Annotated in this window: 28 protein-coding genes; 18 read left to right on the top strand and 10 right to left on the bottom strand. The window is 69.8% G+C overall.

The window, feature by feature from the left end; translation table 11 throughout:
* Positions 1 to 32 precede the first annotated feature (32 nt).
* The 15 genes from prfA (at position 33) to ACSMXX_RS08615 (ending at position 13,772) form a co-directional block, all read left to right on the top strand.
* Positions 33 to 1,112, top strand: coding sequence for a peptide chain release factor 1 (prfA, locus tag ACSMXX_RS08685; protein WP_473183450.1), 1,080 nt, complete (start codon positions 33 to 35; stop codon positions 1,110 to 1,112).
* A 33-nt stretch (positions 1,113 to 1,145) separates the two neighbouring features.
* Positions 1,146 to 2,027: a peptide chain release factor N(5)-glutamine methyltransferase gene (prmC, locus tag ACSMXX_RS08680; protein WP_473183449.1), complete on the top strand. Its 882-nt coding sequence runs from the start codon at positions 1,146 to 1,148 to the stop codon at positions 2,025 to 2,027.
* Positions 2,027 to 2,674 carry an L-threonylcarbamoyladenylate synthase gene (locus ACSMXX_RS08675; RefSeq protein ID WP_473183448.1) on the top strand — a complete coding sequence of 216 codons (648 nt, stop codon included), beginning with the start codon at positions 2,027 to 2,029 and terminating at the stop codon, positions 2,672 to 2,674. Before prmC ends, ACSMXX_RS08675 begins: the two co-directional genes overlap by 1 nt.
* 70 nt (positions 2,675 to 2,744) lie before the next feature.
* Positions 2,745 to 3,437 carry an arsenate reductase/protein-tyrosine-phosphatase family protein gene (locus ACSMXX_RS08670; protein WP_473184701.1) on the top strand — a complete coding sequence of 231 codons (693 nt, stop codon included), beginning with the start codon at positions 2,745 to 2,747 and terminating at the stop codon, positions 3,435 to 3,437.
* 104 nt (positions 3,438 to 3,541) lie between these two features.
* Entirely contained in the window at positions 3,542 to 5,005 is a 1,464-nt protein-coding gene (locus tag ACSMXX_RS08665) for an MraY family glycosyltransferase (protein WP_473183447.1), read from the top strand.
* A 227-nt stretch (positions 5,006 to 5,232) separates the two neighbouring features.
* On the top strand, positions 5,233 to 5,688 hold the full coding sequence (locus ACSMXX_RS08660) for a hypothetical protein (protein WP_473183446.1): 456 nt from the start codon (positions 5,233 to 5,235) through the stop codon (positions 5,686 to 5,688).
* A 285-nt stretch (positions 5,689 to 5,973) separates the two neighbouring features.
* Positions 5,974 to 6,780 carry a F0F1 ATP synthase subunit A gene (atpB, locus tag ACSMXX_RS08655; protein ID WP_473183445.1) on the top strand — a complete coding sequence of 269 codons (807 nt, stop codon included), beginning with the start codon at positions 5,974 to 5,976 and terminating at the stop codon, positions 6,778 to 6,780.
* Positions 6,781 to 6,867: 87 nt separating this feature from the next.
* Positions 6,868 to 7,116 carry an ATP synthase F0 subunit C gene (gene atpE, locus ACSMXX_RS08650; protein ID WP_473183444.1) on the top strand — a complete coding sequence of 83 codons (249 nt, stop codon included), beginning with the start codon at positions 6,868 to 6,870 and terminating at the stop codon, positions 7,114 to 7,116.
* 41 nt (positions 7,117 to 7,157) lie between these two features.
* Entirely contained in the window at positions 7,158 to 7,697 is a 540-nt protein-coding gene (locus tag ACSMXX_RS08645; protein WP_473183443.1) for a F0F1 ATP synthase subunit B, read from the top strand.
* Positions 7,694 to 8,509 (top strand): F0F1 ATP synthase subunit delta, encoded by an 816-nt coding sequence (locus ACSMXX_RS08640; protein ID WP_473183442.1) that lies wholly within the window; start codon positions 7,694 to 7,696, stop codon positions 8,507 to 8,509. The genes ACSMXX_RS08645 and ACSMXX_RS08640 overlap by 4 nt, the downstream gene beginning before the upstream one ends.
* Before the next feature lie 105 nt (positions 8,510 to 8,614).
* A complete protein-coding gene (gene atpA, locus ACSMXX_RS08635; protein WP_473183441.1) occupies positions 8,615 to 10,186 on the top strand; it encodes a F0F1 ATP synthase subunit alpha in 1,572 nt (523 codons plus the stop codon).
* Positions 10,187 to 10,189: 3 nt separating this feature from the next.
* Entirely contained in the window at positions 10,190 to 11,134 is a 945-nt protein-coding gene (locus ACSMXX_RS08630) for a F0F1 ATP synthase subunit gamma (RefSeq protein WP_473183440.1), read from the top strand.
* A 2-nt stretch (positions 11,135 to 11,136) separates the two neighbouring features.
* Positions 11,137 to 12,579: a F0F1 ATP synthase subunit beta gene (atpD, locus tag ACSMXX_RS08625; RefSeq protein WP_473183439.1), complete on the top strand. Its 1,443-nt coding sequence runs from the start codon at positions 11,137 to 11,139 to the stop codon at positions 12,577 to 12,579.
* A gap of 106 nt (positions 12,580 to 12,685) precedes the next feature.
* The gene (locus ACSMXX_RS08620) at positions 12,686 to 13,066 is read left to right on the top strand and encodes a F0F1 ATP synthase subunit epsilon (protein WP_473183438.1); all 381 of its coding nucleotides are present in this window, start codon (positions 12,686 to 12,688) and stop codon (positions 13,064 to 13,066) included.
* A gap of 190 nt (positions 13,067 to 13,256) precedes the next feature.
* Entirely contained in the window at positions 13,257 to 13,772 is a 516-nt protein-coding gene (locus ACSMXX_RS08615; protein WP_473184700.1) for a DUF2550 domain-containing protein, read from the top strand.
* Here the strand turns inward: ACSMXX_RS08615 and ACSMXX_RS08610 are convergent.
* Positions 13,711 to 14,679 (bottom strand): EamA family transporter, encoded by a 969-nt coding sequence (locus ACSMXX_RS08610; RefSeq protein ID WP_473183437.1) that lies wholly within the window; start codon positions 14,677 to 14,679, stop codon positions 13,711 to 13,713. The genes ACSMXX_RS08615 and ACSMXX_RS08610 overlap by 62 nt on opposite strands.
* 74 nt (positions 14,680 to 14,753) lie before the next feature.
* On the opposite strand from ACSMXX_RS08610, the gene ACSMXX_RS08605 reads away from it, so the two are divergent.
* Positions 14,754 to 15,656: a LysR family transcriptional regulator gene (locus ACSMXX_RS08605; RefSeq protein ID WP_473183436.1), complete on the top strand. Its 903-nt coding sequence runs from the start codon at positions 14,754 to 14,756 to the stop codon at positions 15,654 to 15,656.
* On the opposite strand, the gene ACSMXX_RS08600 is transcribed toward ACSMXX_RS08605, so the two are convergent.
* The 3 genes from ACSMXX_RS08600 to ACSMXX_RS08590 form a co-directional block, all read right to left on the bottom strand.
* Positions 15,657 to 16,580: an AEC family transporter gene (locus ACSMXX_RS08600; RefSeq protein ID WP_473184699.1), complete on the bottom strand. Its 924-nt coding sequence runs from the start codon at positions 16,578 to 16,580 to the stop codon at positions 15,657 to 15,659.
* 180 nt (positions 16,581 to 16,760) lie between these two features.
* Positions 16,761 to 17,423, bottom strand: coding sequence for a response regulator (locus ACSMXX_RS08595; RefSeq protein WP_473184698.1), 663 nt, complete (start codon positions 17,421 to 17,423; stop codon positions 16,761 to 16,763).
* A gap of 158 nt (positions 17,424 to 17,581) precedes the next feature.
* Positions 17,582 to 18,877, bottom strand: coding sequence for a sensor histidine kinase (locus ACSMXX_RS08590; RefSeq protein ID WP_473183435.1), 1,296 nt, complete (start codon positions 18,875 to 18,877; stop codon positions 17,582 to 17,584).
* A 174-nt stretch (positions 18,878 to 19,051) separates the two neighbouring features.
* On the opposite strand from ACSMXX_RS08590, the gene ACSMXX_RS08585 reads away from it, so the two are divergent.
* Positions 19,052 to 19,771 (top strand): hypothetical protein, encoded by a 720-nt coding sequence (locus ACSMXX_RS08585; protein WP_473183434.1) that lies wholly within the window; start codon positions 19,052 to 19,054, stop codon positions 19,769 to 19,771.
* 113 nt (positions 19,772 to 19,884) lie between these two features.
* Here ACSMXX_RS08585 and ACSMXX_RS08580 read toward each other — a convergent pair whose 3' ends face one another.
* From ACSMXX_RS08580 to ACSMXX_RS08560, 5 genes are all read right to left on the bottom strand, one after another.
* Entirely contained in the window at positions 19,885 to 20,088 is a 204-nt protein-coding gene (locus tag ACSMXX_RS08580) for a hypothetical protein (RefSeq protein ID WP_473183433.1), read from the bottom strand.
* Between the two features lie 186 nt (positions 20,089 to 20,274).
* Positions 20,275 to 21,336, bottom strand: a complete 1,062-nt coding sequence (locus tag ACSMXX_RS08575; RefSeq protein WP_473183432.1) for a hypothetical protein — start codon at positions 21,334 to 21,336, stop codon at positions 20,275 to 20,277.
* A 180-nt stretch (positions 21,337 to 21,516) separates the two neighbouring features.
* Complete coding sequence (locus ACSMXX_RS08570) at positions 21,517 to 22,137, bottom strand: hypothetical protein (RefSeq protein ID WP_473183431.1); 621 nt, start codon at positions 22,135 to 22,137, stop codon at positions 21,517 to 21,519.
* Between the two features lie 179 nt (positions 22,138 to 22,316).
* Positions 22,317 to 22,937, bottom strand: coding sequence for a hypothetical protein (locus ACSMXX_RS08565; protein ID WP_473183430.1), 621 nt, complete (start codon positions 22,935 to 22,937; stop codon positions 22,317 to 22,319).
* Positions 22,938 to 23,002: 65 nt separating this feature from the next.
* Positions 23,003 to 23,623 carry a hypothetical protein gene (locus tag ACSMXX_RS08560; RefSeq protein WP_473183429.1) on the bottom strand — a complete coding sequence of 207 codons (621 nt, stop codon included), beginning with the start codon at positions 23,621 to 23,623 and terminating at the stop codon, positions 23,003 to 23,005.
* 840 nt (positions 23,624 to 24,463) lie between these two features.
* On the opposite strand from ACSMXX_RS08560, the gene ACSMXX_RS08555 reads away from it, so the two are divergent.
* Entirely contained in the window at positions 24,464 to 25,660 is a 1,197-nt protein-coding gene (locus tag ACSMXX_RS08555; protein WP_473183428.1) for a glycoside hydrolase family 3 N-terminal domain-containing protein, read from the top strand.
* Between the two features lie 67 nt (positions 25,661 to 25,727).
* On the opposite strand, the gene ACSMXX_RS08550 is transcribed toward ACSMXX_RS08555, so the two are convergent.
* Positions 25,728 to 26,300 carry a cob(I)yrinic acid a,c-diamide adenosyltransferase gene (locus ACSMXX_RS08550; protein ID WP_473183427.1) on the bottom strand — a complete coding sequence of 191 codons (573 nt, stop codon included), beginning with the start codon at positions 26,298 to 26,300 and terminating at the stop codon, positions 25,728 to 25,730.
* Positions 26,301 to 26,362 lie beyond the last annotated feature (62 nt).

Below are 26,362 nucleotides of genomic sequence, written 5' to 3'. Positions count from 1 at the left end.
GGCACTTCCTTCTTCACGTAAAGGGACAAACGATGTTCGAGGCGGTCGAGGAACTGATCGGCGAGCACGCCGAGCTGGAGAAGCAGCTCGCCGATCCCGCGATCCACGCCGACCAGGCGCGCGCCCGCAAGCTCAACAAGCGGTACGCGGAGCTCTCCCCGGTGATCGCCACGTACCGTTCCTGGAAGCAGGCCGGGGACGACATCGCCACCGCCCGCGAACTCGCCGTGGACGACCCGGACTTCGCCGCCGAGGTGAAGGAACTGGAGTCCCAGCGCGAGGAGTTGACTGAGAAGCTCCGGCTGCTGCTCGTACCGCGCGACCCCAGCGACGACAAGGACGTCATCCTCGAGATCAAGGCGGGGGAGGGCGGCGACGAGTCGGCTCTCTTCGCCGGCGACCTGCTGCGGATGTATCTGCGCTACGCCGAGCGCGTCGGCTGGAAGACGGAGCTGATCCAGTCCACCGAGTCCGACCTCGGCGGCTACAAGGACGTACAGGTCGCCGTGAAGACCAAGGGCGGCGGCGGTGCGACGGAGCCCGGCCAGGGCGTGTGGGCCCGGCTGAAGTACGAGGGCGGAGTGCACCGCGTGCAGCGCGTGCCCGCGACCGAGTCGCAGGGCCGTATCCACACCTCCGCCGCCGGAGTGCTCGTGCTGCCCGAGGCCGAGGACGTGGACGTCGAGATCAGCGCAAACGATCTGCGTATCGACGTGTACCGCTCCTCCGGCCCCGGCGGCCAGTCCGTCAACACCACCGACTCCGCGGTGCGCATCACCCACGAGCCGACCGGCATCGTCGTCTCCTGCCAGAACGAGAAGAGCCAGCTGCAGAACAAGGAACAGGCGCTGCGCATCCTGCGCGCCCGGCTGCTGGCCGCGGCCCAGGAGGAGGCCGACCAGGAGGCTTCGGACGCCCGCCGCAGCCAGGTGCGTACGGTGGACCGGTCGGAGCGGGTACGGACGTACAACTTCCCGGAGAACCGGATCTCCGACCACCGGGTCGGCTTCAAGGCCTACAACCTGGACCAGGTGCTCGACGGCGATCTGGACGCGGTCATCCAGGCATGCGTAGACGCCGACTCCGCGGCCAAACTGGCCGCGGCCCAGTAAGCGCGCGCACGGACGGGCGGACGGAACGAGAAGATGCTGCATTCGTCCGGGGGGCGGCCCCCGAACCCACGCGGCCTGCTGATCGCCGAGGTGGCACAGGCGACCCAGCGGCTCGCCGACGCCGGGGTGCCCTCGCCGCGGTTCGACGCGGAGGAGCTGGCCGCATACGTGCACGGCGTCAAGCGCGGCGAGCTGCACATGGTGCCCGACAGCGACTTCGACGCCCGCTACTGGGAGGCCGTCTCGCGGCGCGAGGCCCGCGAGCCGCTGCAGCACATCACCGGGCGTGCCTTCTTCCGTTACCTCGAACTGCAGGTCGGGCCCGGGGTGTTCGTCCCGCGTCCGGAGACCGAGTCCGTGGCCGGCTGGGCGATAGAGGCGGTACGGGCGATGGACGTCGCCGAGCCTCTCATCGTCGATCTGTGCACCGGGTCGGGAGCCATCGCGCTCGCCCTCGCGCAGGAGGTGCCGCGCTCGCGGGTGCACGCCGTGGAGCTGGACGAGGGCGCGTACGGCTGGGCCGCGAAGAACGTGGAGGGCAGCCGCGTCACGCTGCACCACGGCGACGCGCTCACCGCGCTGCCCGAACTCGACGGCCAGGTCGATCTGGTGGTCTCCAACCCGCCGTACATCCCGCTCACCGAATGGGAGTATGTGGCACCCGAAGCCCGCGACCACGACCCGCAGTTGGCGTTGTTCTCCGGGGAGGACGGGCTGAGCACGATCCGCGGTCTGGAGCGCACGGCACACCGGCTGCTGCGCCCCGGCGGCCTCGTCGTCGTCGAGCACGCCGACACCCAGGGCGGCCAAGTCCCCTGGATCTTCACCGAGGACCGTGGCTGGGCCGACGCGGCGGACCACCCCGACCTCAACAACCGGCCCCGATTCGCCACAGCTCGCAGGGAGGTGCCGTAATGGCACGGCGTTATGACTGCACCGACGTGACCGACCGCAAGACCGGCCTTCGTGAGGCCGCCTCGGCGGTACGCCGCGGTGAGCTCGTCGTGCTGCCCACGGACACGGTGTACGGCATCGGCGCCGACGCCTTCAGCCCGGACGCCGTCGGCGATCTGCTGGAGGCCAAGGGGCGTGGCAGGAACATGCCTTCGCCGGTGCTCGTAGGCTCCCCGAACACTCTGCACGGCCTCGTCACCGACTTCTCCGAGTCGGCCTGGGAGCTGGTCGACGCCTTCTGGCCGGGCGCGTTGACGCTCGTCGCCAGGCACCAGCCCTCGCTGACGTGGGACTTGGGCGACGCACGCGGCACCGTGGCGGTACGGATGCCGCTGCACCCCGTCGCGATCGAACTGCTCAAGGAGTTCGGCCCGATGGCCGTCTCCTCGGCCAACCTCACCGGGCATCCCGCCCCGCAGGACTGCGACGCCGCGCAGGAGATGCTGGGCGACTCCGTCGCCGTCTACCTGGACGGCGGTCCGACGCCCGACTCGGTGCCGTCCTCGATCGTCGACGTCACGCAGAGGACGCCGGTTCTGCTGCGTACGGGTGCGGTGAGCGCCGAGGAGCTGCGCAAGGTCGTACCCGACCTGGAGGTGGCGCCATGACAGGGGCGGGGGCCGTGCGGCCCCTGGCCTCTCGCGACGGGAGCGGCAGGAGCGCCAGGAGATGCCCGCAGTGAACACCCCTCACGGGCGTGGCACCGCGGATCCCGGCGGCATAAGGGCCACCGGCCCGGGCCCGGGCACCGGCTTCGGCTCCGGCACCGCCGGCGCCTTCCGCATCCTCCACGTCTCCACCGGCAACGTCTGCCGCTCGCCCCTGACAGAGCGGCTGACCCGGCATGCCCTGAGGGAGCGGCTCGGAGACGGCCACTGCGGCGGCATCGTCGTGGAGAGCGCGGGCACCTGGGGCCACGAGGGCGCCCCCATGGAGGACCACGCCGCCGAGGTGCTGCTGGAGCACGGCGCGGACCCGGAGGGCTTCCGCGGCCGCGAGCTGCTGGACGAGCACGTCATCCGGGCCGACCTCGTACTGACCGCTACTCGCGATCACCGCGCACAGGTCGTCTCGATGGGGCATTCGGCGGGGCTGCGTACGTTCACGCTGAAGGAGTTCACGCGGCTCGTACGGGCCATAGACGCCGCGACACTGCCCCCGCGCTCGGCGGAGGGCGTCGTCGAGCGTGCCCAGGCGCTGGTGCAGGCCGCGGCGGCCCTGCGGGGCTGGCTGCTGGCGCCCAGCCCCGAGGCGGACGAGATCCATGATCCGTACGGCGCCCCCATCCCGTACTTCCGCTCGGTGGGGGACGAGATCAGCAAGGCTCTGGACCCGGTCGTCACGGCGCTCACCGGCGTTCCGGCAAGCTAGGTTCCGTCCGTGCGGCACTTGCGTCAGACGAATGTGAAACCGCAGGCCCCGCGCAGGTGTCCTATCGTGTGGGGCCAAGGAACAGCCAAACCCCTGGGGAACCCGTGCGTGAATATCTGCTGACGCTCTGTGTCGCGGCGGCGGTCACCTATCTCCTGACCGGGCCGGTGCGGAAGTTCGCCATCGCGGCGAAGGCGATGCCGCAGATCAGAGCGCGCGATGTGCACCGTGAGCCGACGCCTCGCCTCGGCGGCATCGCGATGTTCGGCGGTCTGTGCGCGGGTCTCCTGGTCGCCTCCCAACTCACCAACATCGGCGAGCTGTTCGTACTCTCCGACGAGCCGCGTGCGCTGCTCTCCGGCGCCGGGCTGATCTGGCTGCTGGGCGTCCTCGACGACAAGTGGGGCGTCGACGCCCTGGTCAAACTGGGCGGTCAGATGATCGCCGCGGGCGTCATGGTGCTGCAGGGGCTGACGATCCTGTGGCTGCCGGTCCCGGGTGTGGGAAATGTCGCGCTGACGCAGCCGCAGGGCTCGCTGCTGACCGTCGCGCTCGTCGTGATCACCATCAACGCGGTGAACTTCGTGGACGGCCTGGACGGCCTGGCCTCCGGCATGGTCACCATCGCCGCCGCGGCGTTCTTCATGTACGCCTACCGGATCTGGTACGGCTACGGCGTCGAGGCGGCCGCTCCGGCCACGCTCTTCGCGGTGCTTCTGATGGGCATGTGCCTGGGTTTCCTGCCGCACAACCTGCACCCGGCGCGCATCTTCATGGGCGATTCGGGATCGATGCTGATCGGTCTCGTACTGGCCGCCGGCGCGGTCTCGATCACCGGTCAGGTCGACTACGACCTCATGGTCCAGCACACCGGTTCGGTGCGGTCCGCGGTGCACGCGATGGTGCCCCTGTACATGCCGCTGCTGCTGCCGTTGACGATCATCGCCATCCCCGTCGCCGACCTGGTGCTCGCGATCGTGCGCAGGACGTGGCGCGGGGAGTCTCCGTTCGCGGCGGACAAGGGGCATCTGCACCACCGGCTGCTGGAGATCGGGCACTCCCACAGCCGTGCGGTGCTGATCATGTACTTCTGGTCGGCGCTGATCGCCTTCAGCACGGTCGCGTTCTCCGTACAGTCCTCCGGCCTCGGCGTCGTGCTCGCGATCGTGCTGCTGAGCGCGCTCGGGCTCGTGGTTCTGCTGATGCCGCGCTTCACGCCGCAAGTGCCGCGCTGGGCGTACGCGTTCGTACCGCCGCGCTACCGGCGCGAGGCGCAGACCGCGGACGAGGGCGTAGACGGAAGCGTGGAGGGGAGCGCGGAGGAGAGCGGCGCGGTATCGGGCGTCCGGTCTGATTCGCCGTATTTGGTCAATTTCGAGAAGGATGCTCAATTCGCCACCGAGAATGGGAATTCGGCCGAGGTGGCCGAAACGGAGAAAACGGAAAAGGCGAACAGTGCACCTCAGCCCGCATTCGCCGGCCTGAACGGCGCCACCGCGATCGGTCGCAACGATCAGCGGGCCGCGCGGAGTTCGGAACCCGCGTGTGACGGCGAGCACACCAAGTAGGTAAAGACCTCATCAAATAGTTTGTGATAGCGTTCACGAAAGCCGGATGAGCCGGAGACCGGAGCGTAGGACGCCGCTCCGGAACTGCGGTTTCGACCCCTCGCATCCGATTCCGGGGAGAGGGCGTCGTCACCGGCGGTCAGCCTTCGACTGGCGCACTGCTCGTGGTGAGTTGTGGCCCGTCAAGGCGAGCATCACCCGCCCCCGACCTCGCCGGAGCTGCCCTCATGCAGTCCAACGATGCCCGGATCCTCCGGGGCGCCGCGGTCTTCGCCGCCCCAGTGGGAGCCGTCGCCACCGTTGTCAGTGCGCTGACGGCCGGGGGGAAGGGCCTCATCGGCGCGCTCGTGGCGCTGACGGTCGTAGCCGTCTTCTTCGGACTTGGGTTCGCCGCGCTCATGCGCATCACCCAGGACAAGCCGCAAGTGACGATGATGGCCGGGATGTTGGTCTACACGGTGCAGATGCTGCTCATCGGCGTCTTCATCATCGTCTTCAACGGGACCGCGCTGTTCAACAGCCGGGCCTTCGCCCTCACTCTGCTCGTCACCGCCCTGGCCTGGGTCGGCGGGCAGGTCCGTCACAGCCTCACGAGCAAGATGCTCTACGTCGATCCCGTACCGTCGGCACCGGCCAAGGAGCCTGCCCACACGGCGAAGTCGGAGTCGCGGGATGAGACGTGAGGGGAGGCGGAAGGGGCTTGATCCGGATCTGCTATCGTCCGGAAACGCATCCGGCCGTGTGGGGCCCGCTCGCCAGAGGAGCGCAGTGCCCCGGCGGCCTGCGGTGTACTCGGATCCGGAGCTGTGGCCGCAGCGTGGATCCAGGATGCCCGGTCCTCGGTGCACGCTCCGAGTTGACCACAGTGGCACCGCCACACTCTGTCCCCCGTGCCGACAAGCGGTCTCACCAGCCGCGCTGACACACAAGGTTGCCGTCACTTATGCGTCACGACGAAGGAGTCACGGGTGAGCGCCCTAACGCTGCTGGCTAAGACTGACTGCCACATCAATGCCGACTGCGCCTTTCCCGCGCCGGGCCTCCACTCGTTCCAGTTCAAGCCGATCTTCACCGTCGGCGGCGTCGAGTTCACCAAGCCGATGCTGCTCACGATCATCTGCATGGTGATCGTCGTCGGGTTCTTCTGGTCCGCGTTCAGCAAGCCGAAGCTGGTCCCGGGGAAGCTGCAACTGGTCGGCGAGATCGGCTACAACTTCATCGCGAAGAGCATCGCCGGCGATGTGATCGGCAAGAAGGGGAAGCAGTACGTCCCCTTCCTGATGTCGATCTTCTTCTTCGTATGGCTCATGAACATCATGGCCATCATCCCGCTGGCGAACTTCCCGTCGACGTCACGCTTCGCCTACCCCGTGGCACTGGCGCTGCTGGTGTTCGTGACGTACATGTTCCTGACGTTCAAGACCCACGGCTTCAAGGGCGGCGTCAAGAACCTGGTGTGGATCGAGGGCCTGCCCAAGGGCCTCGTGCCGCTGATCGTGCTCCTGGAGTTCATCCAGAACGTGATCACCCGGCCGTTCACCCTCGCGGTGCGGCTGTGGGCCAACATGTTCGCCGGCCACATGCTGATCGTGATGTTCAGCGCCGCCGCCTGGTATCTCGTGACCCCGTCGTTCCTGGCCGCCGTCGCGGGTGGATCCTTCCTCCTGGCGGTCGGTATGACGGCGTTCGAGGTTCTGATCCAGTTCCTCCAGGCGTATATCTTCACGCTGCTCGCCGCGATCTACATCAGTGGAGCGCTCGAAGAGGCCCACTGATCCGCCTGATCCGACCGATCTCCCCTCGTACCAACGGAACTTCGCTGGGAAGGCCCCCAGCGGACCGCATCACACAGGAAGAAGAAGATGTCTGCCGAGCTTGTCAACATCGCTGCCACGAACATCGACATCAAGGGCAACCTGGGTGCCATCGCCTACGGTCTCGCCGCCATCGGCCCCGGTGTCGGTATCGGCGTGGTCTTCGGCCACTCGATCGAGGCCATGGCCCGCCAGCCCGAGGCCATGGGCATCATCCGGACCAACATGTTCCTCGGCTTCGCGCTCTGTGAGGTCCTCGCGCTCCTCGGTCTGGTCGTCCCCTTCATCTTCTCTTGAGCCGGGACGGCCGGTAGCCAAACCCGACGAAAGGTTCGGACATGATGACTTTCCTGGCTCAGGAGGGGGCGCAGAACCCTCTGATCCCTGAGACCGTCGAGCTGGTCGTCGGCCTGATCGCCTTCTTCATCGTCTTCGGCGTCCTCGGTAAGAAGCTGCTGCCCACCATCCAGAAGACCCTGGACGAGCGGCAGGACGCGATCGAGGGTGGCCTGGAGCGAGCGCAGGAGGCTCAGACCGAGGCCAACCAGACTCTTGAGGAGTACAAGGCCCAGCTCGCCGAGGCCCGTCACGAGGCGGCCCGGATCACCGAGCAGGCGCGTGAGCAGGGCGCTGCGATCATCGCGGAGATGCGCGAGGAGGGGCAGCGCCAGCGCGACACCATCATCGCCGCGGGCCACACGCAGACGGAGGCGGACCGCCGCCAGGTGACGGTCGCGCTGCGCCAGGAAGTCGGCCGCATGGCCACCGACCTGGCCGGCCGAGTCGTCGGCGAGTCCCTTGAGGACGCCGCACGGCAGAGCCGCGTCATCGACCGGTTCCTCGAGGAGCTCGAGGAGAAGGCAGAGGCCGCCCGATGATCGGCGCGAGCCGTGCCGCACTCGCCGCCGCTCGCGAGAGCCTGACGGCGCTGACCGACAGCACGTCGGCCGACCCGAAGGTGCTCGCGGACGAGCTGGCCGCGGTGACGGTGCTTCTGGACCGCGAGGTCTCGCTGCGCCGCGTCCTGGCCGACCCGTCGCGCAGCGGCGAACGCAAGGCCGAGCTGGTCGCGACGGTGCTCGGCGAGCAGGTGGGCGGTTCGGCCGTCGACCTGGTCTCCGGCATGGTGCGCTCCCGCTGGTCCGCCCCGCGCGACCTGGTGGACGCGACCGAGGAGCTGGCGGACACCGCGGAGCTCATCGCCGCGGAGCGTGACGGCACGCTGGACGAGACCGAGGACGAACTCTTCCGGTTCTCCCGTACGGTCGCGTCCGCACCCGACCTGCGGGCGGCACTGGCCAGCGACACGGCCGCGCCCTCGGCGAAGGTGCAGCTGCTGCACACGCTGCTCGGCGGCAAGTCCAGGCCGGCCACGGAGCGTCTCGTCACGCGACTCGTGGCCCAGCCGCGGGGACGTAGCCTGGAAGGCGGGCTGGAGGCCCTCTCCCGGCTGGCAGCGGAGCGGCGCGGCCGCTCGGTGGCCGTCGTCACCTCCGCGGTGCCGCTGAGTGACCAGCAGCGGCAGCGTCTCGGTTCGGCGCTGGCGAAGCTGTACGGACGCCAGATGCACCTGAATCTCGACGTGGACCCGGAGATCCTCGGCGGGATCAGGGTGCGTGTCGGTGACGAGGTCATCAACGGCTCCGTCGCGGACCGCCTCAGCGAGGCCGAACGGCGCCTGACCGGCTGACATCACACGGCGGTCGCGTCACACCAACTCAACAGCATCACTTAGCGGCCCGAGTTGGGCCGTAGAAGATCGATACGGTCCCAACAAGGAGAGCAGGGAACCCAGATGGCGGAGCTCACGATCCGGCCGGAGGAGATCCGGGACGCGCTGGAGAATTTCGTCCAGTCGTACGAGCCGGACGCGGCCTCGCGCGAAGAGGTCGGGACGGTCAGCGTTGCCGGTGACGGCATCGCGAAGGTCGAGGGTCTTCCCTCGGCCATGGCTAACGAGCTGCTGAAGTTCGAGGACGGCACCCTCGGCCTCGCCCTCAACCTCGAGGAGCGCGAGGTCGGTGCGGTTGTCCTCGGTGAGTTCAGCGGCATCGAGGAGGGCCAGCAGGTGCGCCGCACCGGCGAGGTCCTGTCGGTTCCGGTCGGCGACGGCTACCTCGGCCGCGTCGTGGACCCGCTGGGCGCCCCGGTGGACGGCCTCGGTGACATCGAGGCCGAGGGCCGCCGCGCCCTCGAGCTGCAGGCACCCTCGGTCATGGACCGCAAGTCGGTCCACGAGGCGATGGAGACGGGCTACAAGGCCGTCGACACCATGACCCCGATCGGCCGCGGCCAGCGTCAGCTGATCATCGGCGACCGGCAGACCGGCAAGACCGCGCTCTGCGTCGACACGATCATCAACCAGCGCGACAACTGGCGCTCCGGCGACCCGGACAAGCAGGTCCGCTGCATCTACGTCGCCGTCGGCCAGAAGGGCTCCACCATCGCCTCCGTGCGAGGCGCTCTGGAGGAGGCCGGTGCGCTGGAGTACACGACGATCGTGGCGGCCCCGGCGTCCGACCCGGCCGGCTTCAAGTACATCGCCCCGTACACCGGTAGCTCCATCGGGCAGCACTGGATGTACCAGGGCAAGCACGTCCTCGTCGTCTTCGACGACCTGACCAAGCAGGCGGACGCCTACCGCGCCGTGTCCCTGCTGCTGCGCCGCCCGCCGGGGCGTGAGGCCTACCCGGGCGACGTCTTCTACCTCCACTCCCGTCTGCTGGAGCGGTGCGCCAAGCTCTCCGACGACATGGGCAAGGGCTCGATGACGGGTCTGCCGATCGTCGAGACCAAGGCCAACGACGTGTCGGCGTTCATTCCGACCAACGTCATCTCCATCACCGACGGCCAGTGCTTCCTGGAGTCCGACCTTTTCAACGCCGGCCAGCGGCCCGCGCTGAACGTCGGCATCTCCGTCTCCCGTGTCGGCGGTTCCGCGCAGCACAAGGCGATCAGGCAGATCACCGGTTCGCTCCGTGTGGACCTCGCCCAGTACCGCGAGCTCGAGGCGTTCGCCGCTTTCGGCTCCGACCTGGACGACGCCTCGAAGGGCGCCCTGGAGCGCGGCAAGCGGATGACTGAGCTGCTCAAGCAGCCGCAGTACAACCCGTACTCGACCGAGGACCAGGTCGTCTCCGTCTGGTCCGGCACCAACGGCAAGATGGACAACGTGCCTGTCGAGGACATCCGCCGCTTCGAGCGCGAGCTGCTGGAGCACATGCACCGTGAGCACAAGGGGCTTCTGACCAGCATCGTCGAGGGCGGCAAGATGTCCGACGACACGCTGCAGGAACTCGGCGAAGCGGTGGACAACTTCAAGAAGCAGTTCCAGACCGCGGACGGCAAGCTGCTGGGCGAGGACTGAGCGATGGGTGCTCAGACCAGGGTCTACAAGCGGCGGATCAAGTCCGTCACGGCGACCAAGAAGATCACCAGGGCGATGGAGATGATCGCCGCGTCGCGCATCATCAAGGCGCAGCGCCGGGTGGCGGCCTCCGAGCCGTACGCCACGGAGCTGACCAACGCCGTGCGCGCGGTCGCCACCGGCTCGAACGTGAAGCACGCTCTCACCACGGAGATCGAGCGCCCGACGCGGGCCGCGGTCCTGCTCATCGTGAGCGACCGCGGTCTGGCGGGCGGCTACAACTCCAACGCCATCAAGGCGGCCGACCGGCTGACCAACCGGCTGATCGGCGAGGGCAAGGAAGTCGTCAACTACATCGTGGGCACCCGCGGTGTGACGTACTACCGCTTCCGTGAGCGTGCGATCAGGGAGTCCTGGAGCGGATTCACCGACAACCCGACGTACGCCGACGCCAAGGCGGTGGCCGCTCCGCTGATCGAAGCGATCACCGCGGACACGGGCGCGGAGAACGGCGTGGACGAACTCCACATCGTCTACACGGAGTTCATCTCCATGATGACGCAGACGCCGGTCGACGACCGGATGCTGCCGCTCACCCTGAAGGAGACCGCGGAGGAGTCCGCCGGGGTCATCCAGGACAACATCAAGCGAGGCCCGGAGGTCCGTCCGCTCTTCGACTTCGAGCCGTCGGCCGAGCAGGTCCTCGACGCGCTGCTTCCGCGGTACGTCGAGAGCCGCGTCTACAACGCGCTGCTGCAGGCCGCAGCCTCCAAGCACGCCGCCACGCGCCGTGCGATGAAGTCGGCGACGGACAACGCCGAAGACCTCATCAAGTCGCTCACGCGGCTTGCCAACGCGGCCCGCCAGGCCGACATCACCCAGGAAATCAGCGAGATCGTCGGTGGCGCGAGCGCGCTGGCTGACGCTTCTGCGGGGAGTGACCGCTAACCATGACCGAAACTCTTGAGAAGGCCACGGCGGCGGGCCGCGTCGCACGCGTCATCGGCCCGGTGGTCGACGTGGAGTTCCCCGTCGACCAGATGCCGGAGATCTACAACGCCCTGACCGTCGAGGTCGCCGACCCTGCTCAGGCAGGGAAGAAGAAGACCCTCACCCTCGAGGTCGCGCAGCACCTCGGTGAGGGCATCGTCAAGGCCATTTCCATGGAGCCCACCGACGGTCTGGTCCGCCAGGCCGAGGTGACCGACACCGGCGCGGGCATCACCGTGCCCGTGGGCGACGTCACCAAGGGCCGGGTGTTCAACACCCTGGGCAAGATCCTCAACGAGCCCGAGGCCGAGTCCGAGGTCACCGAGCGGTGGTCCATCCACCGCAAGGCCCCGGCCTTCGACCAGCTCGAGTCCAAGACCGAGATGTTCGAGACGGGCCTGAAGGTCGTCGACCTGCTGACCCCGTACGTCAAGGGCGGAAAGATCGGCCTGTTCGGCGGCGCCGGCGTCGGCAAGACCGTTCTCATCCAGGAAATGATCATGCGTGTGGCGAAGCTGCACGAGGGTGTTTCCGTCTTCGCGGGTGTCGGCGAGCGCACGCGTGAGGGCAACGACCTCATCGACGAGATGACCGAGTCGGGCGTCCTCCCGCAGACCGCGCTGGTATTCGGGCAGATGGACGAGCCGCCGGGCACCCGTCTCCGGGTCGCCCTGGCCGGTCTGACCATGGCGGAGTACTTCCGCGATGTGCAGAAGCAGGACGTGCTGTTCTTCATCGACAACATCTTCCGCTTCACCCAGGCCGGTTCCGAGGTCTCCACGCTGCTCGGCCGGATGCCCTCCGCGGTGGGCTACCAGCCGAACCTGGCGGACGAGATGGGTGTGCTCCAGGAGCGCATCACCTCGACCCGTGGTCACTCCATCACCTCGATGCAGGCGATCTACGTGCCCGCGGACGACCTCACCGACCCGGCCCCGGCGACCACGTTCGCGCACCTCGACGCGACGACGGTGCTCTCGCGGCCGATCTCGGAGAAGGGCATCTACCCGGCGGTGGACCCGCTGGACTCGACGTCCCGGATCCTGGACCCGCGCTACATCTCGCAGGACCACTACGACTGCGCGAACCGCGTGATCGGAATCCTGCAGAAGTACAAGGACCTCCAGGACATCATCTCGATTCTCGGCATCGACGAGCTGTCCGAAGAGGACAAGCTCACCGTCAGCCGGGCCCGCCGTATCGAGCGCTTCCTGTCGCAGAACACCCACGCGGCGAAGCAGTTCACGGGCCTGGACGGATCGGACGTCCCGCTGGACGAGTCGATCTCGGCCTTCAACGCGATCGCCGACGGTGACTTCGACCACTATCCGGAGCAGGCGTTCTTCATGTGCGGTGGCCTGGACGACCTCAAGGCAGCGGCCAAGCGCCTCGGCGTCTCCTGACGCCCGGGTCCGGCGCCGGGCGGGGCCGGACCGAGGGGGCACAGCCCTCCGGTCCGTCCCCGTCTCCGCACCCCTTATCCTTTTCCTAACCTACGAAGGAGCCACAGTGGCTGAGCTGCACGTCGAGTTGGTCGCCGCGGACCGCAAGGTCTGGTCCGGCGAGGCCGGCCTGGTCGTCGCGCGAACCACGTCCGGCGACATCGGCGTCATGCCCGGTCACCAGCCGCTTCTCGGTGTGCTGGAGCCGGGCGCGGTCGTGATCCGCACGGCCGGCGAGACCGGCGAGGGCACCGTCTCCGCCGCGGTGCACGGCGGCTTCATCACCTTCGCGGAGGACAAGCTGTCGCTGGTGGCGGAGATCGCCGAGCTGTCCGAGGACATCGACGTCGACCGTGCCCAGCGGGCGCTGGACCGGGCGAAGTCGGAGGCCGACGAAGCCGCCGAACGGCGTGCCGAGGTCCGTATGCGAGCGGTGGCGGTCCGCTGAGGAGGCGGCCGACGCCGGGCGCGGAGCCTGGCACGACATGTACGAAGCTCAGCCGCGGGCTGTTCCGGGTACCCCCGGAGCAACCCGCGGCTGAGCCCATACAGAGGGGGACGTGGGGTCCACGAGACCTCACGGCTCCGCGAGCACCGCGCCATGCGTGGTACGAGAGAGTGCGAGGAGGTCGGTGATGATGGTCCTCGTTCTGTCCCTGTGCGGCGCGGCCCTGCTGCTGGCGCTGGCGGGTCTGTTCGCCTTCGGTCTGCGGCGCCGCCTGCTGCAGCGCTCGGGCGGCACCTTCGACTGCAACCTGCGCTGGAATGCTCCGGCGCCGCCCGCCGAGTACGCCGACGAGGCGAGGCCCGACGAGCACTCCGGCAGCCCCGGCACCGGCGGTCGCCCTGCGGGCGGCGGCGGCAAAGGCTGGGCGTACGGCGTCGCGCGCTACAACGGTGACCAGATCGAGTGGTTCCGGGTCTTCTCGTACGCGCCCCGCCCCCGCCGTTTTCTGGAGCGCAGCCGCATCGAGGTGCTCCAGCGGCGCGACCCCGAGGGCGAGGAGGAGCTGGCCCTGCTCTCCGACGCCGTGGTCCTCGCCTGCTCCTTGTACGGAACCCGAGTCGAGCTGGCCATGAGCGAGGACGCGCTCACCGGTTTCCTGGCCTGGCTGGAGGCGGCTCCTCCGGGCCAGCGCGTGAACGTGGCGTAGCGGGAAGTCCCCCCGGGCGGCGAAGAGGCGAGCGCGGACTTGCGCCGCGCAGCCGCCCGCCGCTCCGGCCCGCGGACAGCACGGCGCCTGCGCTCGCCGCTCCCACACAGCCGAGCGCCAGCCACTGCACGAGGCGCAGGTCCTCGCCGAGCACGAGGATGCCTGCCGCCCCGGCCGCGGCCGGTTCGAGACTCTGCAGCACCCCGACCGTACGAAGGGGAAGGCGCCGCAGCGCTGCGAGTTCGAGGGAGTACGGCAGCGCCGCGGACACCACGGCGACCAGGAGGCCGCCGAGCAGAAGGTCCGGCTCCAGCAGCGCGGTGCCGCTGTCCGCGACTCCGAACGGTGCCGTGAGGAGAGCCGCCCACACGAGCGCCGAAGCGAGCGGTGCCCCGCCCGAAGCCCTGGCGCCCGCGCGCCTGCTGAGCAGCAGATACGCGGCCATCGCCACGCCCGCCGCCAGGGCAGGCAGCACGCCCTGCGCCGGGTGGTGAGCACCGTCGTGTACGTGGAACAGCCATACGCCCGCACCCGCCAGCACCGCTGTCAGCACGTCCCGGGGTCTCCGCGAGGTGAGCACCGCGAGCGAGACCGGGCCCAGGAGCTGGAGCGAGACGGCGAGCCCCAGCGGCAGGTGCTGCATCGCCGGGTAGATCAGGTTCATCCCGGCTATCGCGGTGCCGAAGGCCATTGCGGGCCGGGCCTCTGCCCAGGAACGCGGCAGCGGGGGCCGGTGTACGAGTACGAGGACCAGAGCCGCCAGCCCGAGCCGCAGGGTGACGACGCCGCCGGGACCGACCGACAAGGCGAGCTGCTTGCCGAGGGCCTGCCCGAACTGGACGCTGACGACGGCACCGAGCACCAGAAGCGGTGCGGGCGCCGGGGTGCGTACTGCTGCTGTGGCCATGACGCCAGCGTTCAGCCCTGCGCTCGTGCACGTCCATCGAATGTTTTCGGGGAGAACCCTTTAGGGTTCACTGCATGATTGACCTCCGCCGTCTGGGGGTGCTGCGGGCGCTGGCCGAGCACGGGACCGTCACCGCCGCCGCTGCCGCCCTTCATCTGACGCCCTCGGCGGTCTCGCAGCAGCTGCGGCTCCTGGCCCGGGACGTCGACGCCGAGTTCCTGCGCCACGAGGGCCGCCTCGTACGGCTGACACCGGCGGCGCGCATCCTCCTCCGGCACTCCGAATCGCTGTACGCGCAGTGGGAGTCGGCGCAGGCCGAGATCGCGGCGGGCAGCGGGCGGGTCACGGGGACCCTGCGGCTGTGCGGTGTCTCCTCGGCGATCGCGGCGCTCGCCGCGCCCACGGTGGAACGTCTCCGCCGCACGCATCCGGATCTCGGCCTGAGGGTGCGGGAGGAAGAGAGCCGCGACTGCTATTCGCTGCTGCTGACCGAGGAGAGCGACCTGGCGGTCGTACTGCCCACTCCGGACGCGCCTCCGGTCACCGACGAGCGCTTCTCCTCGTACCCGCTGCTGGAGGACCCGCAGGATCTGCTGGTGCGGGAAGGACACCCCCTCTCCCGCGCGGAAGGAGTCGAGCTGGCCGAGGCGGCGGGCGAGGAGTGGATCGTCAAGCGGCATCTGAACGACACGTACGCGCTGCTGACCGTCGCCTGCGCGGCGGCCGGTTTCACACCGCGCATCACTCATGAGGTGAAGGAGTGGTTCGCGGTCTCGGCACTGGTGGCGCAGGGACTCGGGGTCTGCCTGCTGCCGCGCATCGTGCCCCTCCCGGCCGGTCATCCCGTGGTGCGCGTGCCGTTGCGGGGCCGGACGGTGCCGCACCGGCGGATCGTCGCCTGCGTGCGCCGCGGCAGTGCGGAGCACCCCGCTGTCGCCGCCGGGCTTTCGGCGCTGCGCGAGTCCGCGGCAGCCTGATCAGCCCAGCAGCGCGGCGATCAGGACGAGCACCGGCGCGGCCACCAGCGTCGAGAGGAGGATCGATTCGCGGGCGACGCGTGTGCCCGTCCCGTAGCGCGAGGCATACGTGAACAGGTTCTGCGCCGAGGGCAGCGCGGACGTCACGACCACAGCGAACAGTGCCGCGGACGGCAGCCGGAAGACGCCGTAGCCCAGTGCCCACGCCACCGCCGGCTGCGCCACCACCTTGCACGCGACCGCCAGCAGCACCGGAAGCCGGTCGTGCTCCCGTGCGAGTACGGCGCTGCCGCGCAACGACATCCCGAAGGCGAGCAGCACCGCGGGCACCGACATCGCCCCCACGAGGTGGAACGGTTCGAGCACGGGGCCGGGGAGGGTCCGTCCCGTCGCCGCCACCGCGACGCCGCTCAGCGAGCCGATGACGACCGGGTTGCGGAAGGGCGTGGTCAGCAGCCGCAGCGGGCCGCTGCGTTCGGCGGGAGCGGAGAAGAGGTCGAGCGCGGTCAGCGCGACCGGGGAGACCACCAGCTGCTGGAAGAGGATCACGGGCGCGACGAGGGAGGCGTCGCCGAGAACGTACGCCGCGATGGGGATCCCGAGGTTGCCCGCGTTGACGTAGCTCGCGCACATGGCGCCGACGGTGCTCTCGCCGGCAGGCCACCGCCGCAGCGCGGCCACCGCGCAGTAGAGCGCCGCGACGGCCAAGGTGCTCAGCGCCGTGATCAGAAGCTGCCCCGAGACGAGCACGCTGAGGTCCGCCCTGGCCATCGTCTCGAACAGCAGCGCGGGTGTGGCCACGTGGAAGGCGAGCCTGGTGAGGATCTCGGGGCCGTTGCTGCCGAGCAACCCGTGTCTGCCGAGCACGTATCCGGTGGCTATGACGCACGTGATGACGGCGAAGCCGGCTATCACCCCGCCCATGGCGGGCCGTTCACGGGCTCGTTGCACGCCCGCGTCGTATCGACTGTCACGGATCGATTGTCCGCGGGCGTCCGCAACCGCTTGCGGCCGGGTACGGGCGGGCGCGCGTGGGCTCTCCTGGGCCCGGCCGGCGTGGGCCCGGAGGCGGGTGCGGGGTCCGGGTCCGGACCCGGGGGCGTGTCAGATTCCGGTGAGGCCCGACTCCTGTGCCAGCACCGCCGCCTGCGTACGGCTGCGCAGTCCCAGCTTTCCCAGCAGGCGGCTGACGTGTGTCTTCACCGTCGCCTCCGCCATGCCTAGGCGCTGTGCGGTCTCCGCGTTGGACAGGCCCTGCCCCAGGCAGCGCAGCACGTCGCCTTCCCGGGGGGTCAGCTCGTCGAGCCCGGGGACGCCGGCCGTGCCCGTGCCGGGCAGCGGCGGCCGTCCGGTGCCGCCCGGGCGTGCGAACTCCGCGATCAGGCGCCGCGTCACCGAGGGAGCGATCATGCCGTCGCCACGCGCCACCGTCCGTACCGCGTCGACGACTTGAGACGCCTCGCTGTCCTTGAGCAGGAACCCGGAGGCCCCGGCGCGCAGCGCCCCGAACACGTACTCGTCGAGGTCGAAGGTGGTCAGCACCAGCACGTCCGCCAGCCCCTCCTCCGTGATGCGCGCGGTCGCGGAGACGCCGTCGAGGCGCGGCATCTGGACGTCCATCAGCACGATGTCCGGCCGCAGTTCCCGGGCGAGGCGCACCGCTTCCTCTCCGTCGCCGGCCTCGCCTGCCACCTCGATTCCGGGGGCGCCGCGAAGGATGAGGACGAGCCCCGCCCGTACGGCCCGCTGGTCCTCGGCGACGAGCACCCGGACCGGGGACGAGGCCTGGTCCTGGGCCCCGCCCCGGGCCTGGTCCTGGGCGAGGCCTTGGTCCTGGGCCGCGCCTTGGTCCTGGGCCCGCGTCCGGGTCTCGGCCCGCGCCCGGGTCCCGGATTCGGCTTCCGGCGCCGCGTCCTTGTCCGCCGTCACCGGGAACTCCCTTCCTCGACGGGCAGTTCGGCCCGTACTTCCCAGATCCGCGTGCCCCTGTCCGAGCCGTCCGCCGGGCCGGCGCGCAGCACTCCGCCGAGCAGCTCGACGCGCTCGCGCATGCCGATCAGCCCCGCGCCGGAGCCCGGGGCGCGCGGAGCGGGGAACCGGTCCGTACCGCCGGAGTCACGGGTGTCGCGGAGCGGGCTCGTGACGCGGACCGTGAGCGGCCCGGGCCTGCGGGCGCTTCCCCAGACTCCGTCCGGGGGGACCCCCAGCAGCTCGACGGTGACGGTGCCCGGAGCGGAGTGCTTGAGCGCGTTCGTCACGGACTCCTGTACGACGCGGTACGCCGCAAGTTCGACGGGCGCGGGCAGCGAGGAGGCTGCCCCGTGCTCGTAATGAAGCGAGAACTTGAGCCCGGGGTTGCCGGCGCCGGAGCGTGCGCGCTCCAGCAGGGCGTCGAGGCCGGCCAGGGTCGGGGAGGCCGTGGGCTCCGCCGTACCGTCGCCGCCGGCGGCGTCGCGGAGCAGTCCGATGAGACGGCGCATCTCCGCGAGGCCCTGCACGCTGTTCTCGCGGATCACGGTGAGCGAGTCCCGGGTGGCCGTTCCGTCGGGGGACTCGAGCGAGAGCGCGGCCGTGGAGTGGATGGCGATGGCGGACAGGTGGTTGGCGACCACGTCGTGCAACTCCCGTGCCATGCGGCCCCGTTCGGCGGTCACTGCCTGGACGCGGTCCATCTCCGCGAGCAGCGCGGTCTGTTCGGCGCGCAGCCGCTCGGCAGCTGCGACGTTGCGGTGGTCGCGGATGACGACTCCCGTCCAGGCGGGCGCGATCGTGATGCCCCCGCAGAACACGCCGAGCAGCAGCGTCGCGGGACTGCGGAGCACGGCCATCAGCCCCAGTGTCACCGCTACCGTCACGGCGACGCTCGCGGGCAGCAGCGCGCGGGCCAGGCGCGACGGTCCGTACAGCACGGCCGAGTAGACGATGTCGGTGAAGACGATGATGGTCGCCAGCAGCGAGCCCATCGCGATGTCCGCCGCGAGCGCTGCGCACGCGACCACCAGCGCCCAGGGCTGCGCGGATCTGCGGCCGAGCGCGGTCAGGCACATGACGGCGAGGGGGAGCAGCAGCCATGCGCCGTAACTCCTGCCGACCCGCGGGTTGTTGTAGAGGCCGAACCACCAAAGGATCAGCCCGCCGGTGAGACCGGCGAGCGCGATGAGCACGCCGTCGCGGTGCGGGCGCACCGACGGCGGCGGGAGGAGTGGCAGGCGGCGTCGCATGGGTCCATCTCAGCACGCCCGCCGGGCGGAGTCGTCGGCTCCGGGGACCAGCCTGCGGGCCCGCGTACTACATCGAAGGATGCAGCCGCCTACGTACGGATCATCGCTGGTGAGGACGTGCGCGAGGCGTCCGCCTGTGAACGTGGAGGGAACACCGAGAGCAAGGGGGCAGGCGTGATCGTCACGCTGATCATCATCTGCGAGGTCGCCTTCTGGGTGCTGCTGGCGGGCGGTCTCGCGCTGCGCTATGTGGCGCGGATGCCGCGCACGGGGGCCGCGGTCCTGCTGTGCGAGCCACTGCTGGAGGTGGTCCTGCTGATCGTCACGGCCATCGATCTGCGAGGGGGCGCCGAGCCCGACTGGAAGCACGGCCTGGCCGCCGTCTACATCGGTTTCACCGCCACCCACGGCCACTACATGATCAAGTGGGCCGACGGTCACTTCCTGCACCGCTTCGGGGGCGGGCCGCGGCCCGTCAAGCCGCCGCGGTACGGCATGCCACGCGCCGTGCACGAGTGGAAGATGAGCGGACGTGCCATCGGCGCGGCGGCGATCGCGGCGGCGCTGCTGCAGCTCGCGAGCTGGTATGTGGACGACGCGGGCCAGAGCGAGTCGCTGCGGATGTGGCAGGGGCGGATGGGCCTGGTCGCGGGCATCAGCCTGATCGTCGCGCTCAGCTACACGATCTGGCCGAAGCGGGGCCCGGAGACGGACGGCGCGCGGGCTGACCGCGATCCGGCGGGCTCGGGGGCGGGGTCCGGGTCGGGGCCCGCCTCGGGACCGGGGTCGGGACCCGCCTCGGGGTCCGGGTCGGGCGCGGCTTCCGGCGCCTCGGGGTCCGCGTCCGGACCCCCGTACGGGCCCGCGTCCGATCCCGTCAGCGGACCGCGCTGACCAGCCAGGCGGTACTGCGCAACCGGACGCCGTGGGGCGTCTCGAAGAGCCGGGCCACCGCGGTGAGCGCACTGGGGACGGGGCGAGAGGAGCGCTGCGGGGCGGTGGCGCTGCTACGGCCGGTCTCCGCTGCCGGGCTCCCGGAGCGGGGTCTCCGGGGCGTCCTGGTCTTCCGGTTCGTCCCCGTTCCGGTCGTCCCGGGCGTCCCCGTCCCGGTCCCGGTCCGGGTCGTCCCCGTCCCGGTCCCGGTCGTCCCCGTCCTGTCGGTTCTCCGGGGCCTCGGTGGGGCGGAGCGCCGTGGCCAGGCGGTAGTCCACACGTACGTCGCGGTAGTCGACGCCGGCCTCGACCGGCTCGGGGAGGTTCGTACGGTCGGAGCCCGAGGACGACTCGCGCCCCGGGGAGCCGTGGAAGCGGACCTCGGTCTCCGGAGGGCTCCTGAAGCGGAGCTGATCGGCCCCGAACGCGCTGCTCAGCTCGATGTCAGGCCTGCCCGTGCCGTTTCATGGCGGCTCTTCGCGTTCGCGCCTGCGCGCGGTACGGCGCTTGGGGCGCTCCTCGGAGCCGCCGGACCGGCCTGGACGGCCTGAGCGGCCGGAGCCGTCCCCGGCCGTTCTCTTCGCAGTACGGGTGGCGGTCGTCCCGGCCTCCCGTACCGTACGGCCGGACTCGTCGATCGTCTTGCCCGCGCTCTCCCCGACGTCCCGGGTCGTCTCCGCGGCCTCTTCTCCGACGTCCTCGACGGCCTTGCCCGCGCCCTTGCCGACTTCCTTGGCGGTCTCTCCGGCGCCTTCTCCGACGTCCTCGACGGCCTTGCCCGCGCCCTTGCCGACTTCCTTGGCGGTCTCTCCGGCGCCTTCTCCGACGTCCTCGACTGCTCCGCCGGCGCCCTCACCGACCTCCTCGACGGCCTTCCCGGCGCTCTTGCCGACGTCCTGGACCGCTCCGCCCGCGCCCTCGCCGACCTCCTCGACCGCGGAGCTCGCTCCCCGCCCGAGCTCGCCGACCGCTTCGCCCGCACCACTGCCCAGCTCGCGCGTCGCGGAGCCGAGGCCTGCGGTGATCTGTTCCAGGATCTGGGGGTTGCGGTCGATCGTCGTCAGTACCCGGCCGATGACCTGGGCGACATTGTCGAGGCGCACCTTCAGCAGCGCCTGTGCGTCCACGCCCTTGATTTCCAGCTGGACTCTGCCCAGGGCGACGTCCGCGCCCACGTTGAGCTTGAGTATGTCCAGGACCTCCGCCTGCAGCGACACCCGTGCCCGCAGGTCGTCGACCTCCAGGCTGATCTCGTCGACGTGCAGCTGCGGGACGTCGAGCAGGACGTCGGGGTCCTCGCCCCTGGAGACCGCGGGCAGCGCCTCGGCGCCGTACTCCCCGCCGGTCTCGCCGCGGTCGTCCCCACCGCCGCTGCTCTCAGCGTCGTACGGCTCCTCGTACGGCTCGTCGTACGGCTCCTCGTACTCCGCGTCGGAACCGCCGTCGTGCTCGTCGTCGTACCCCTCGCCGTACTCCTCGTACTCCTCCGGTTCCCCCTGCTCGGAACCCCTGCCCTTGTCGTTCATGCCGCTCCCTCAGGGGTGTGAATACGTACAGAACCCTTCTTTTCACCATAGGACGGGTCCCCGGTGTCCGCCCGGCCGCGCATGGAACGGCCCGGCCTCGCGTGCAGGGGAACGCGGGGCCGGGCCGATCTACGTGGGGGGTGGCGACCCGGGGGAGCCGGAGGGAGTCCGCGGGAGGGGTCAGCCGCAGTGTTCCTTCTTCTCCTTCTTGGTCATCTTCCGGGTGTGCTGGGTCTTGGTGCTGGGTGCGTCGGCCTTGGGGCCTTTGGCGGTGAAGGGGACGTACCAGATGTGGTGGCCGTAGAACTTGTCCTCGAAGTGCATCTCGTAGGTGCCCTGGACTTCTTCCATGGCTGCTTCGCGGGTGATCCAGCCGACTTCGCCGGGCTTGACCTCGACGTTGGTCTGCTCCTGCTCGGTGTGCGAGCTCTCCCAGCTGTGGCTGTAGCTCGCCTCGATGGTCACGCTGAACAGCTTGGTGAAGCCGTACTGGGCCTTCATGGAGACGCCGACGGTGTTGGTCTCTCCGGTGGTGTCGGACCATCCGACGGTCGAACGCTGAAGGTCTTTGGTGCAGTTGAAGGCGCTGTCACCGACCTGGTGGGGTTCGCCCATGGAGTCGACGGGCGCGCCTGAGGGGTGGAAGACGCACTTGTCGGTGCCGTTGTCGCACTGTTCGAGCAGTTCTCTGGTGGTGGGCTGCTCTTCGTCGTCCGCTTGTGCGGCGGACGGGGCCATCGCTGTGGCGCCCAGGGTGGCGAGGGCGACCACCAGCATCGACAGCTTGTTGCGGCGGTTCATGATGCCTCCGACGAGGGTGGGGGTAAGGCAGTTGTTGCTGGGAGCGTCTCCGCGCGCGCTGCGCCTCAGCCGAAGCCGACGGGCTGCGCCCGGTCGTCCGTCACGTTGCCGACTTTCGGTTGGCTCATCGAAGGACCTGGCGGGCGGGGTGGCTGCCTTGAGGAACGTGGACTGGGGCGTCAGCCGCAGTGTTCCTTCTTCTCCTTCTTGGTCATCTTCCGGGTGTGCTGGGTCTTGGTGCTGGGTGCGTCGGCCTTGGGGCCTTTGGCGGTGAAGGGGACGTACCAGATGTGGTGGCCGTAGAACTTGTCCTCGAAGTGCATCTCGTAGGTGCCCTGGATCTCTTCCATGGCTGCTTCGCGGGTGATCCAGCCGACTTCGCCGGGCTTGACCTCGACGTTGGTCTGCTGCTCCTCGGTGTGCGAGCTCTGCCAGGAGTGCTCGTAGCTCGCGGTGATGGTCACCTTGAACAGCTCGGTGAAGCCGTACTCGGCGCTCATGGAGACGCCGACGGTGTTGGTCTCTCCGGTGGTGTCGGACCATCCGACGGTCGAACGCTGAAGGTCTTTGGTGCAGTTGAAGGCGCTGTCACCGACCTGGTGGGGTTCGCCCATGGAGTCGACGGGCGCGCCTGAGGGGTGGAAGACGCACTTGTCGGTGCCGTTGTCGCACTGTTCGAGCAGTTCTCTGGTGGTGGGCTGCTCTTCGTCGTCCGCTTGTGCGGCGGACGGGGCCATCGCTGTGGCGCCCAGGGTGGCGAGGGCGACCACCAGCATCGACAGCTTGTTGCGGCGGTTCATGATGCCTCCGACGAGGGTGGGGGTAAGGCGGATGACGCTCGCGCGGTCTCTGTGTGCACTGCCGATCAGCTGAAGCTGATCGACTTCGTGCGGTTGTCCATCACGTCACCGAGGTTCGGCGTCAGCTCGGCGAAGGGCCCGTCGCGCTCACCCTCTTTTCCTGCCTCGGAGTACAGGTTGAGCGTGCAGTTGCCCCAGGGCTGGATGGACGAGATCTTGTCCTTCCACTCGTCGCTCAGGTCGATCTCGAAGTCGACGTCGTCGGCATCGCCGTCGCACAGCGCGGTGTTGGTGATCGTCAGCGAGGCGCCGCCGTACCTGGTGTCCTCGAAGACGGTCGCGCCGATGATGTTGCTCTCCTCGCCCTCGCCGTCCTTCGTCGAGACTCCGGACGACGCGACGGGCGCCTCTCCCGCTCGGGTCTCGCCGGCCGCCTTCGCCTTGCCTGTCGACGCGTCGAGGAGGCGCTGGCTGCCCGGGATGCCGGTCGCCGCGTCGAGGCTCTCGAAGCACTGCGTCTTGCCGCTCTTGGCGTTCAGCGTGCAGTGGTTCCCCTGCCCCTTGGCGTCCGCGCCTCCCTCGTCGCCGGAGACCGCGCCGTTCGCTACCGGTACGGCAACGATGCCCGCCAGCAGCGCCGCGGCCGCGACGGTGATGCGCATGCGCCTTCTTGTGTCGGTGGCCATGAACAACTCCAACCCCTCATGCCTGACCAGCACTTTTTTGGTCCAGGCCTTGTACGAGTGATGGTACTCACAGAAAGCAGAATGGAAAGGGAATCCGGAAATCGTCCGCTGCCCGACGGACGCTACGCGTGAAAACCACGAGGTCGCCCACTGTGAATGTGGTGTACCTCTCACCTGGGCGTACGAGGCAACCATGGAAGGGAAATGCCGTACGTCCGGATTCGGCCCCTTCCATCCGGCGGGCGGTGTTTTGCAGAAACTGTCGATGCAATGCGGATTGCGGGCAAGAATGCGCTCTGACCAGGGGGTTCGTGTGAGTCAAAGACTGGAGCCGGGGTAATTCCTGGAGAAACCTCAGCGCAGCCTCAAATTATTCTTAAGGGAGTCTTAAGAAGGGAAGTGCGCGCCGTCGGACGGAGAAAGCAGCCGCCTCGGCAGACCGGTCGGGAAAAGTTCTGCCCATTCGGCTTCCCGCGTATGCGGAGGCGTGCCCGCGGAACTCCGGAACGTAACAGAAACGGGCACCGGGCGGGCCTCGACGGGCCTCATCGGGCGGGTACCACCCGGCCTCAACGGGCGGAGACCACCGGGCCTCACCGAGCGGGCCCTCATTGGGCGTACCGGTGACCCGGCCGGGCACGGTCCGGTCACGCGACGGGCTCTCGCCCCGCCCTGCTGCGCGGGCGGCCGCCGGACCCCTACGGTGCTGCGTGCCGCATGCGCGTCTCCCGGCACTTCGGTACGGGCCCCGCCGCGCCGGCCGCCGCCGTGCGCTCCCCGTCCGGCCCGATCCCGTTCCCCGACCGCGTTCCCCGATCCCGGCCAGGAGGCCCCCGGAAGATGCTGAAGAAGCCGAATGTCCGCGTCTGCGCGGTCACCGCGGTCGCTGCCGGAACCGCCGCCCTCGCCGCCGTCCTTCCGCCGGCGCTGTCCGCCGACGCCTCCCCGGCCGACGCCCCGCCCTCGGACGCCAACGGGCGGGCGTCCGCACCGGCGTGCGCCGCACGGCAGTTGGCGGAGATGAGTCTGGAACAGAAGACGGGTCAGCTCTTCATCAGCGGGGTCGACGCCGACGAGCCCGCGGACGCCGAGATCGCCGCCGTATCGGACCTCCACCTCGGCGGCGTCATCCTCACCGGCGGCAGCAGCGCCGGTACGGAGACGACGCGGCAGGTCAGCGACCGCGCACAGGCCGCCGCGACGACGGACGGCGTGCCGCTGTGGGTCTCCGCGGACCAGGAGGGCGGCAAGGTCCAGCACTTGAAGGGTCCCGGCTTCGACGCGATGCCCACGGCGGTGGAGCAGGGCAAGCTCGGTGCGGACGAGCTCCGCTCGCGGGCGAAGGGCTGGGGCGGGCAGCTGAGGACGGCGGGCGTCAACGTCAACCTCGCGCCCGTACTGGACACCGTCCCCGCGGAACTGGGCAGTGACAACAAGCCCATCGGCTTCCTCGAACGCAACTACGGCACGACACCCGGGGCGGTCGCCACCCACGGCACCGCCTACCAGGCGGGCATGACGGACGCGGGTGTGACGGCGGCGGTCAAGCACTTCCCGGGTCTGGGCCGGGTGCTGGGGAACACCGACGACACCAAGGACGTGAAGGACGAGGTCACGACGCGGGACGACGCCTACCTCGAACCGTTCCGTACGGCCGTCGCCGCCCGGAAGGCGCCGCTCGTGATGATCTCCAGCGCCCGATACACCCGGATCGACCCGGACAACATGGCCGCCTTCTCCCCGACGGTACTCACCGGGATGCTCCGCGAGGACCTCGGCTTCGACGGCGTCATCGTCTCCGACGACCTCGGTGCGGCCGCCGCCGTCGAGGACGTCCCCGTCGGCGAGCGGGCGCTGCGCTTCCGCACGGCGGGCGGGACCGTCGTGCTCAGCGTCGATGCCGGGAAGCTGCCCGCGATGGTCGACGCGGTGCTCCAACGGGCCCGTTCCGACGAGCAGTTCCGCGCACGGGTGGAGGCGGACGCGGAGCGTGTGGTCGAGGCGAAGGGCGCCGCGGGCCTTCTCCGGTGCGGGTAGGCGCGCGCCGGCTCAGCGGCTCGTACAGGCCCGCACCGGGTGGCTCGCCCCCGGCGCCCGCGCCGCCTCAGCGGTTCTCGCCGGGCACCCACATCACGTCGCCGACCTCCTTGTTGGCGGAACGCGCCAGGATGAAGAGCAGGTCGGAGAGGCGGTTGAGATACGTGGCCGTCAGCGAGTTCATGATCTCGCCGTGCTCGTCCAGGGCGGCCCATGTGGAGCGCTCGGCCCGGCGTACGACGGTGCACGCCTGGTGCAGCAGCGCGGCGCCCGCTGAGCCTCCGGGGAGGATGAAGCTGCGCAGCTTCTCCAGGTCCTGCAGGAAGGCGTCGCAGTCGGCCTCCAGCTTGTCGATGTAGCTCTGTTCGACGCGCAAGGGCGGGAACTCCGGGTCCTCCACGACGGGGGTGGCCAGGTCGGCGCCGACGTCGAAGAGGTCGTTCTGTACGCGGACGAGTACCGTCGTGATCTCCTGCGGCAGCTCCCCGAGTGCGAGTGCCACCCCGATCGCCGCGTTGGCCTCGTTGGCGTCGGCGTAGGCCGCGATGCGCGTGTCGGTCTTGGCGGTGCGGCTCATGTCGCCGAGGGCGGTGGTGCCGGAGTCGCCGGTACGGGTGTAGATGCGCGTCAGATTGACCATGCCCCGAGAGTACGGCGTACCGGCGGACCCCGGAGCGACGGGCGGCCTCCCGTCCGGGCACA

The organism is Streptomyces sp. DSM 116795, assembly GCF_055792905.1.
The sequence above is the reverse complement of the archived record's forward strand: the minus strand, read 5'-3'. Positions and strand labels throughout refer to the sequence as shown.

Coding starts and splice junctions, on each gene's coding strand:
- prfA (WP_473183450.1), top strand. CDS start 33: ATGTTCGAGGCGGTCGAGGAACTGATCGGCGAGCACGCCGAGCTGGAG.
- prmC (WP_473183449.1), top strand. CDS start 1,146: ATGCTGCATTCGTCCGGGGGGCGGCCCCCGAACCCACGCGGCCTGCTG.
- ACSMXX_RS08675 (WP_473183448.1), top strand. CDS start 2,027: ATGGCACGGCGTTATGACTGCACCGACGTGACCGACCGCAAGACCGGC.
- ACSMXX_RS08660 (WP_473183446.1), top strand. CDS start 5,233: ATGCAGTCCAACGATGCCCGGATCCTCCGGGGCGCCGCGGTCTTCGCC.
- atpE (WP_473183444.1), top strand. CDS start 6,868: ATGTCTGCCGAGCTTGTCAACATCGCTGCCACGAACATCGACATCAAG.
- ACSMXX_RS08645 (WP_473183443.1), top strand. CDS start 7,158: ATGATGACTTTCCTGGCTCAGGAGGGGGCGCAGAACCCTCTGATCCCT.
- ACSMXX_RS08640 (WP_473183442.1), top strand. CDS start 7,694: ATGATCGGCGCGAGCCGTGCCGCACTCGCCGCCGCTCGCGAGAGCCTG.
- atpA (WP_473183441.1), top strand. CDS start 8,615: ATGGCGGAGCTCACGATCCGGCCGGAGGAGATCCGGGACGCGCTGGAG.
- ACSMXX_RS08630 (WP_473183440.1), top strand. CDS start 10,190: ATGGGTGCTCAGACCAGGGTCTACAAGCGGCGGATCAAGTCCGTCACG.
- atpD (WP_473183439.1), top strand. CDS start 11,137: ATGACCGAAACTCTTGAGAAGGCCACGGCGGCGGGCCGCGTCGCACGC.
- ACSMXX_RS08615 (WP_473184700.1), top strand. CDS start 13,257: ATGGTCCTCGTTCTGTCCCTGTGCGGCGCGGCCCTGCTGCTGGCGCTG.
- ACSMXX_RS08610 (WP_473183437.1), bottom strand. CDS start 14,679: ATGGCCACAGCAGCAGTACGCACCCCGGCGCCCGCACCGCTTCTGGTG.
- ACSMXX_RS08605 (WP_473183436.1), top strand. CDS start 14,754: ATGATTGACCTCCGCCGTCTGGGGGTGCTGCGGGCGCTGGCCGAGCAC.
- ACSMXX_RS08600 (WP_473184699.1), bottom strand. CDS start 16,580: ATGGGCGGGGTGATAGCCGGCTTCGCCGTCATCACGTGCGTCATAGCC.
- ACSMXX_RS08590 (WP_473183435.1), bottom strand. CDS start 18,877: ATGCGACGCCGCCTGCCACTCCTCCCGCCGCCGTCGGTGCGCCCGCAC.
- ACSMXX_RS08575 (WP_473183432.1), bottom strand. CDS start 21,336: ATGAACGACAAGGGCAGGGGTTCCGAGCAGGGGGAACCGGAGGAGTAC.
- ACSMXX_RS08570 (WP_473183431.1), bottom strand. CDS start 22,137: ATGAACCGCCGCAACAAGCTGTCGATGCTGGTGGTCGCCCTCGCCACC.
- ACSMXX_RS08565 (WP_473183430.1), bottom strand. CDS start 22,937: ATGAACCGCCGCAACAAGCTGTCGATGCTGGTGGTCGCCCTCGCCACC.
- ACSMXX_RS08560 (WP_473183429.1), bottom strand. CDS start 23,623: ATGGCCACCGACACAAGAAGGCGCATGCGCATCACCGTCGCGGCCGCG.
- ACSMXX_RS08555 (WP_473183428.1), top strand. CDS start 24,464: ATGCTGAAGAAGCCGAATGTCCGCGTCTGCGCGGTCACCGCGGTCGCT.
- ACSMXX_RS08550 (WP_473183427.1), bottom strand. CDS start 26,300: ATGGTCAATCTGACGCGCATCTACACCCGTACCGGCGACTCCGGCACC.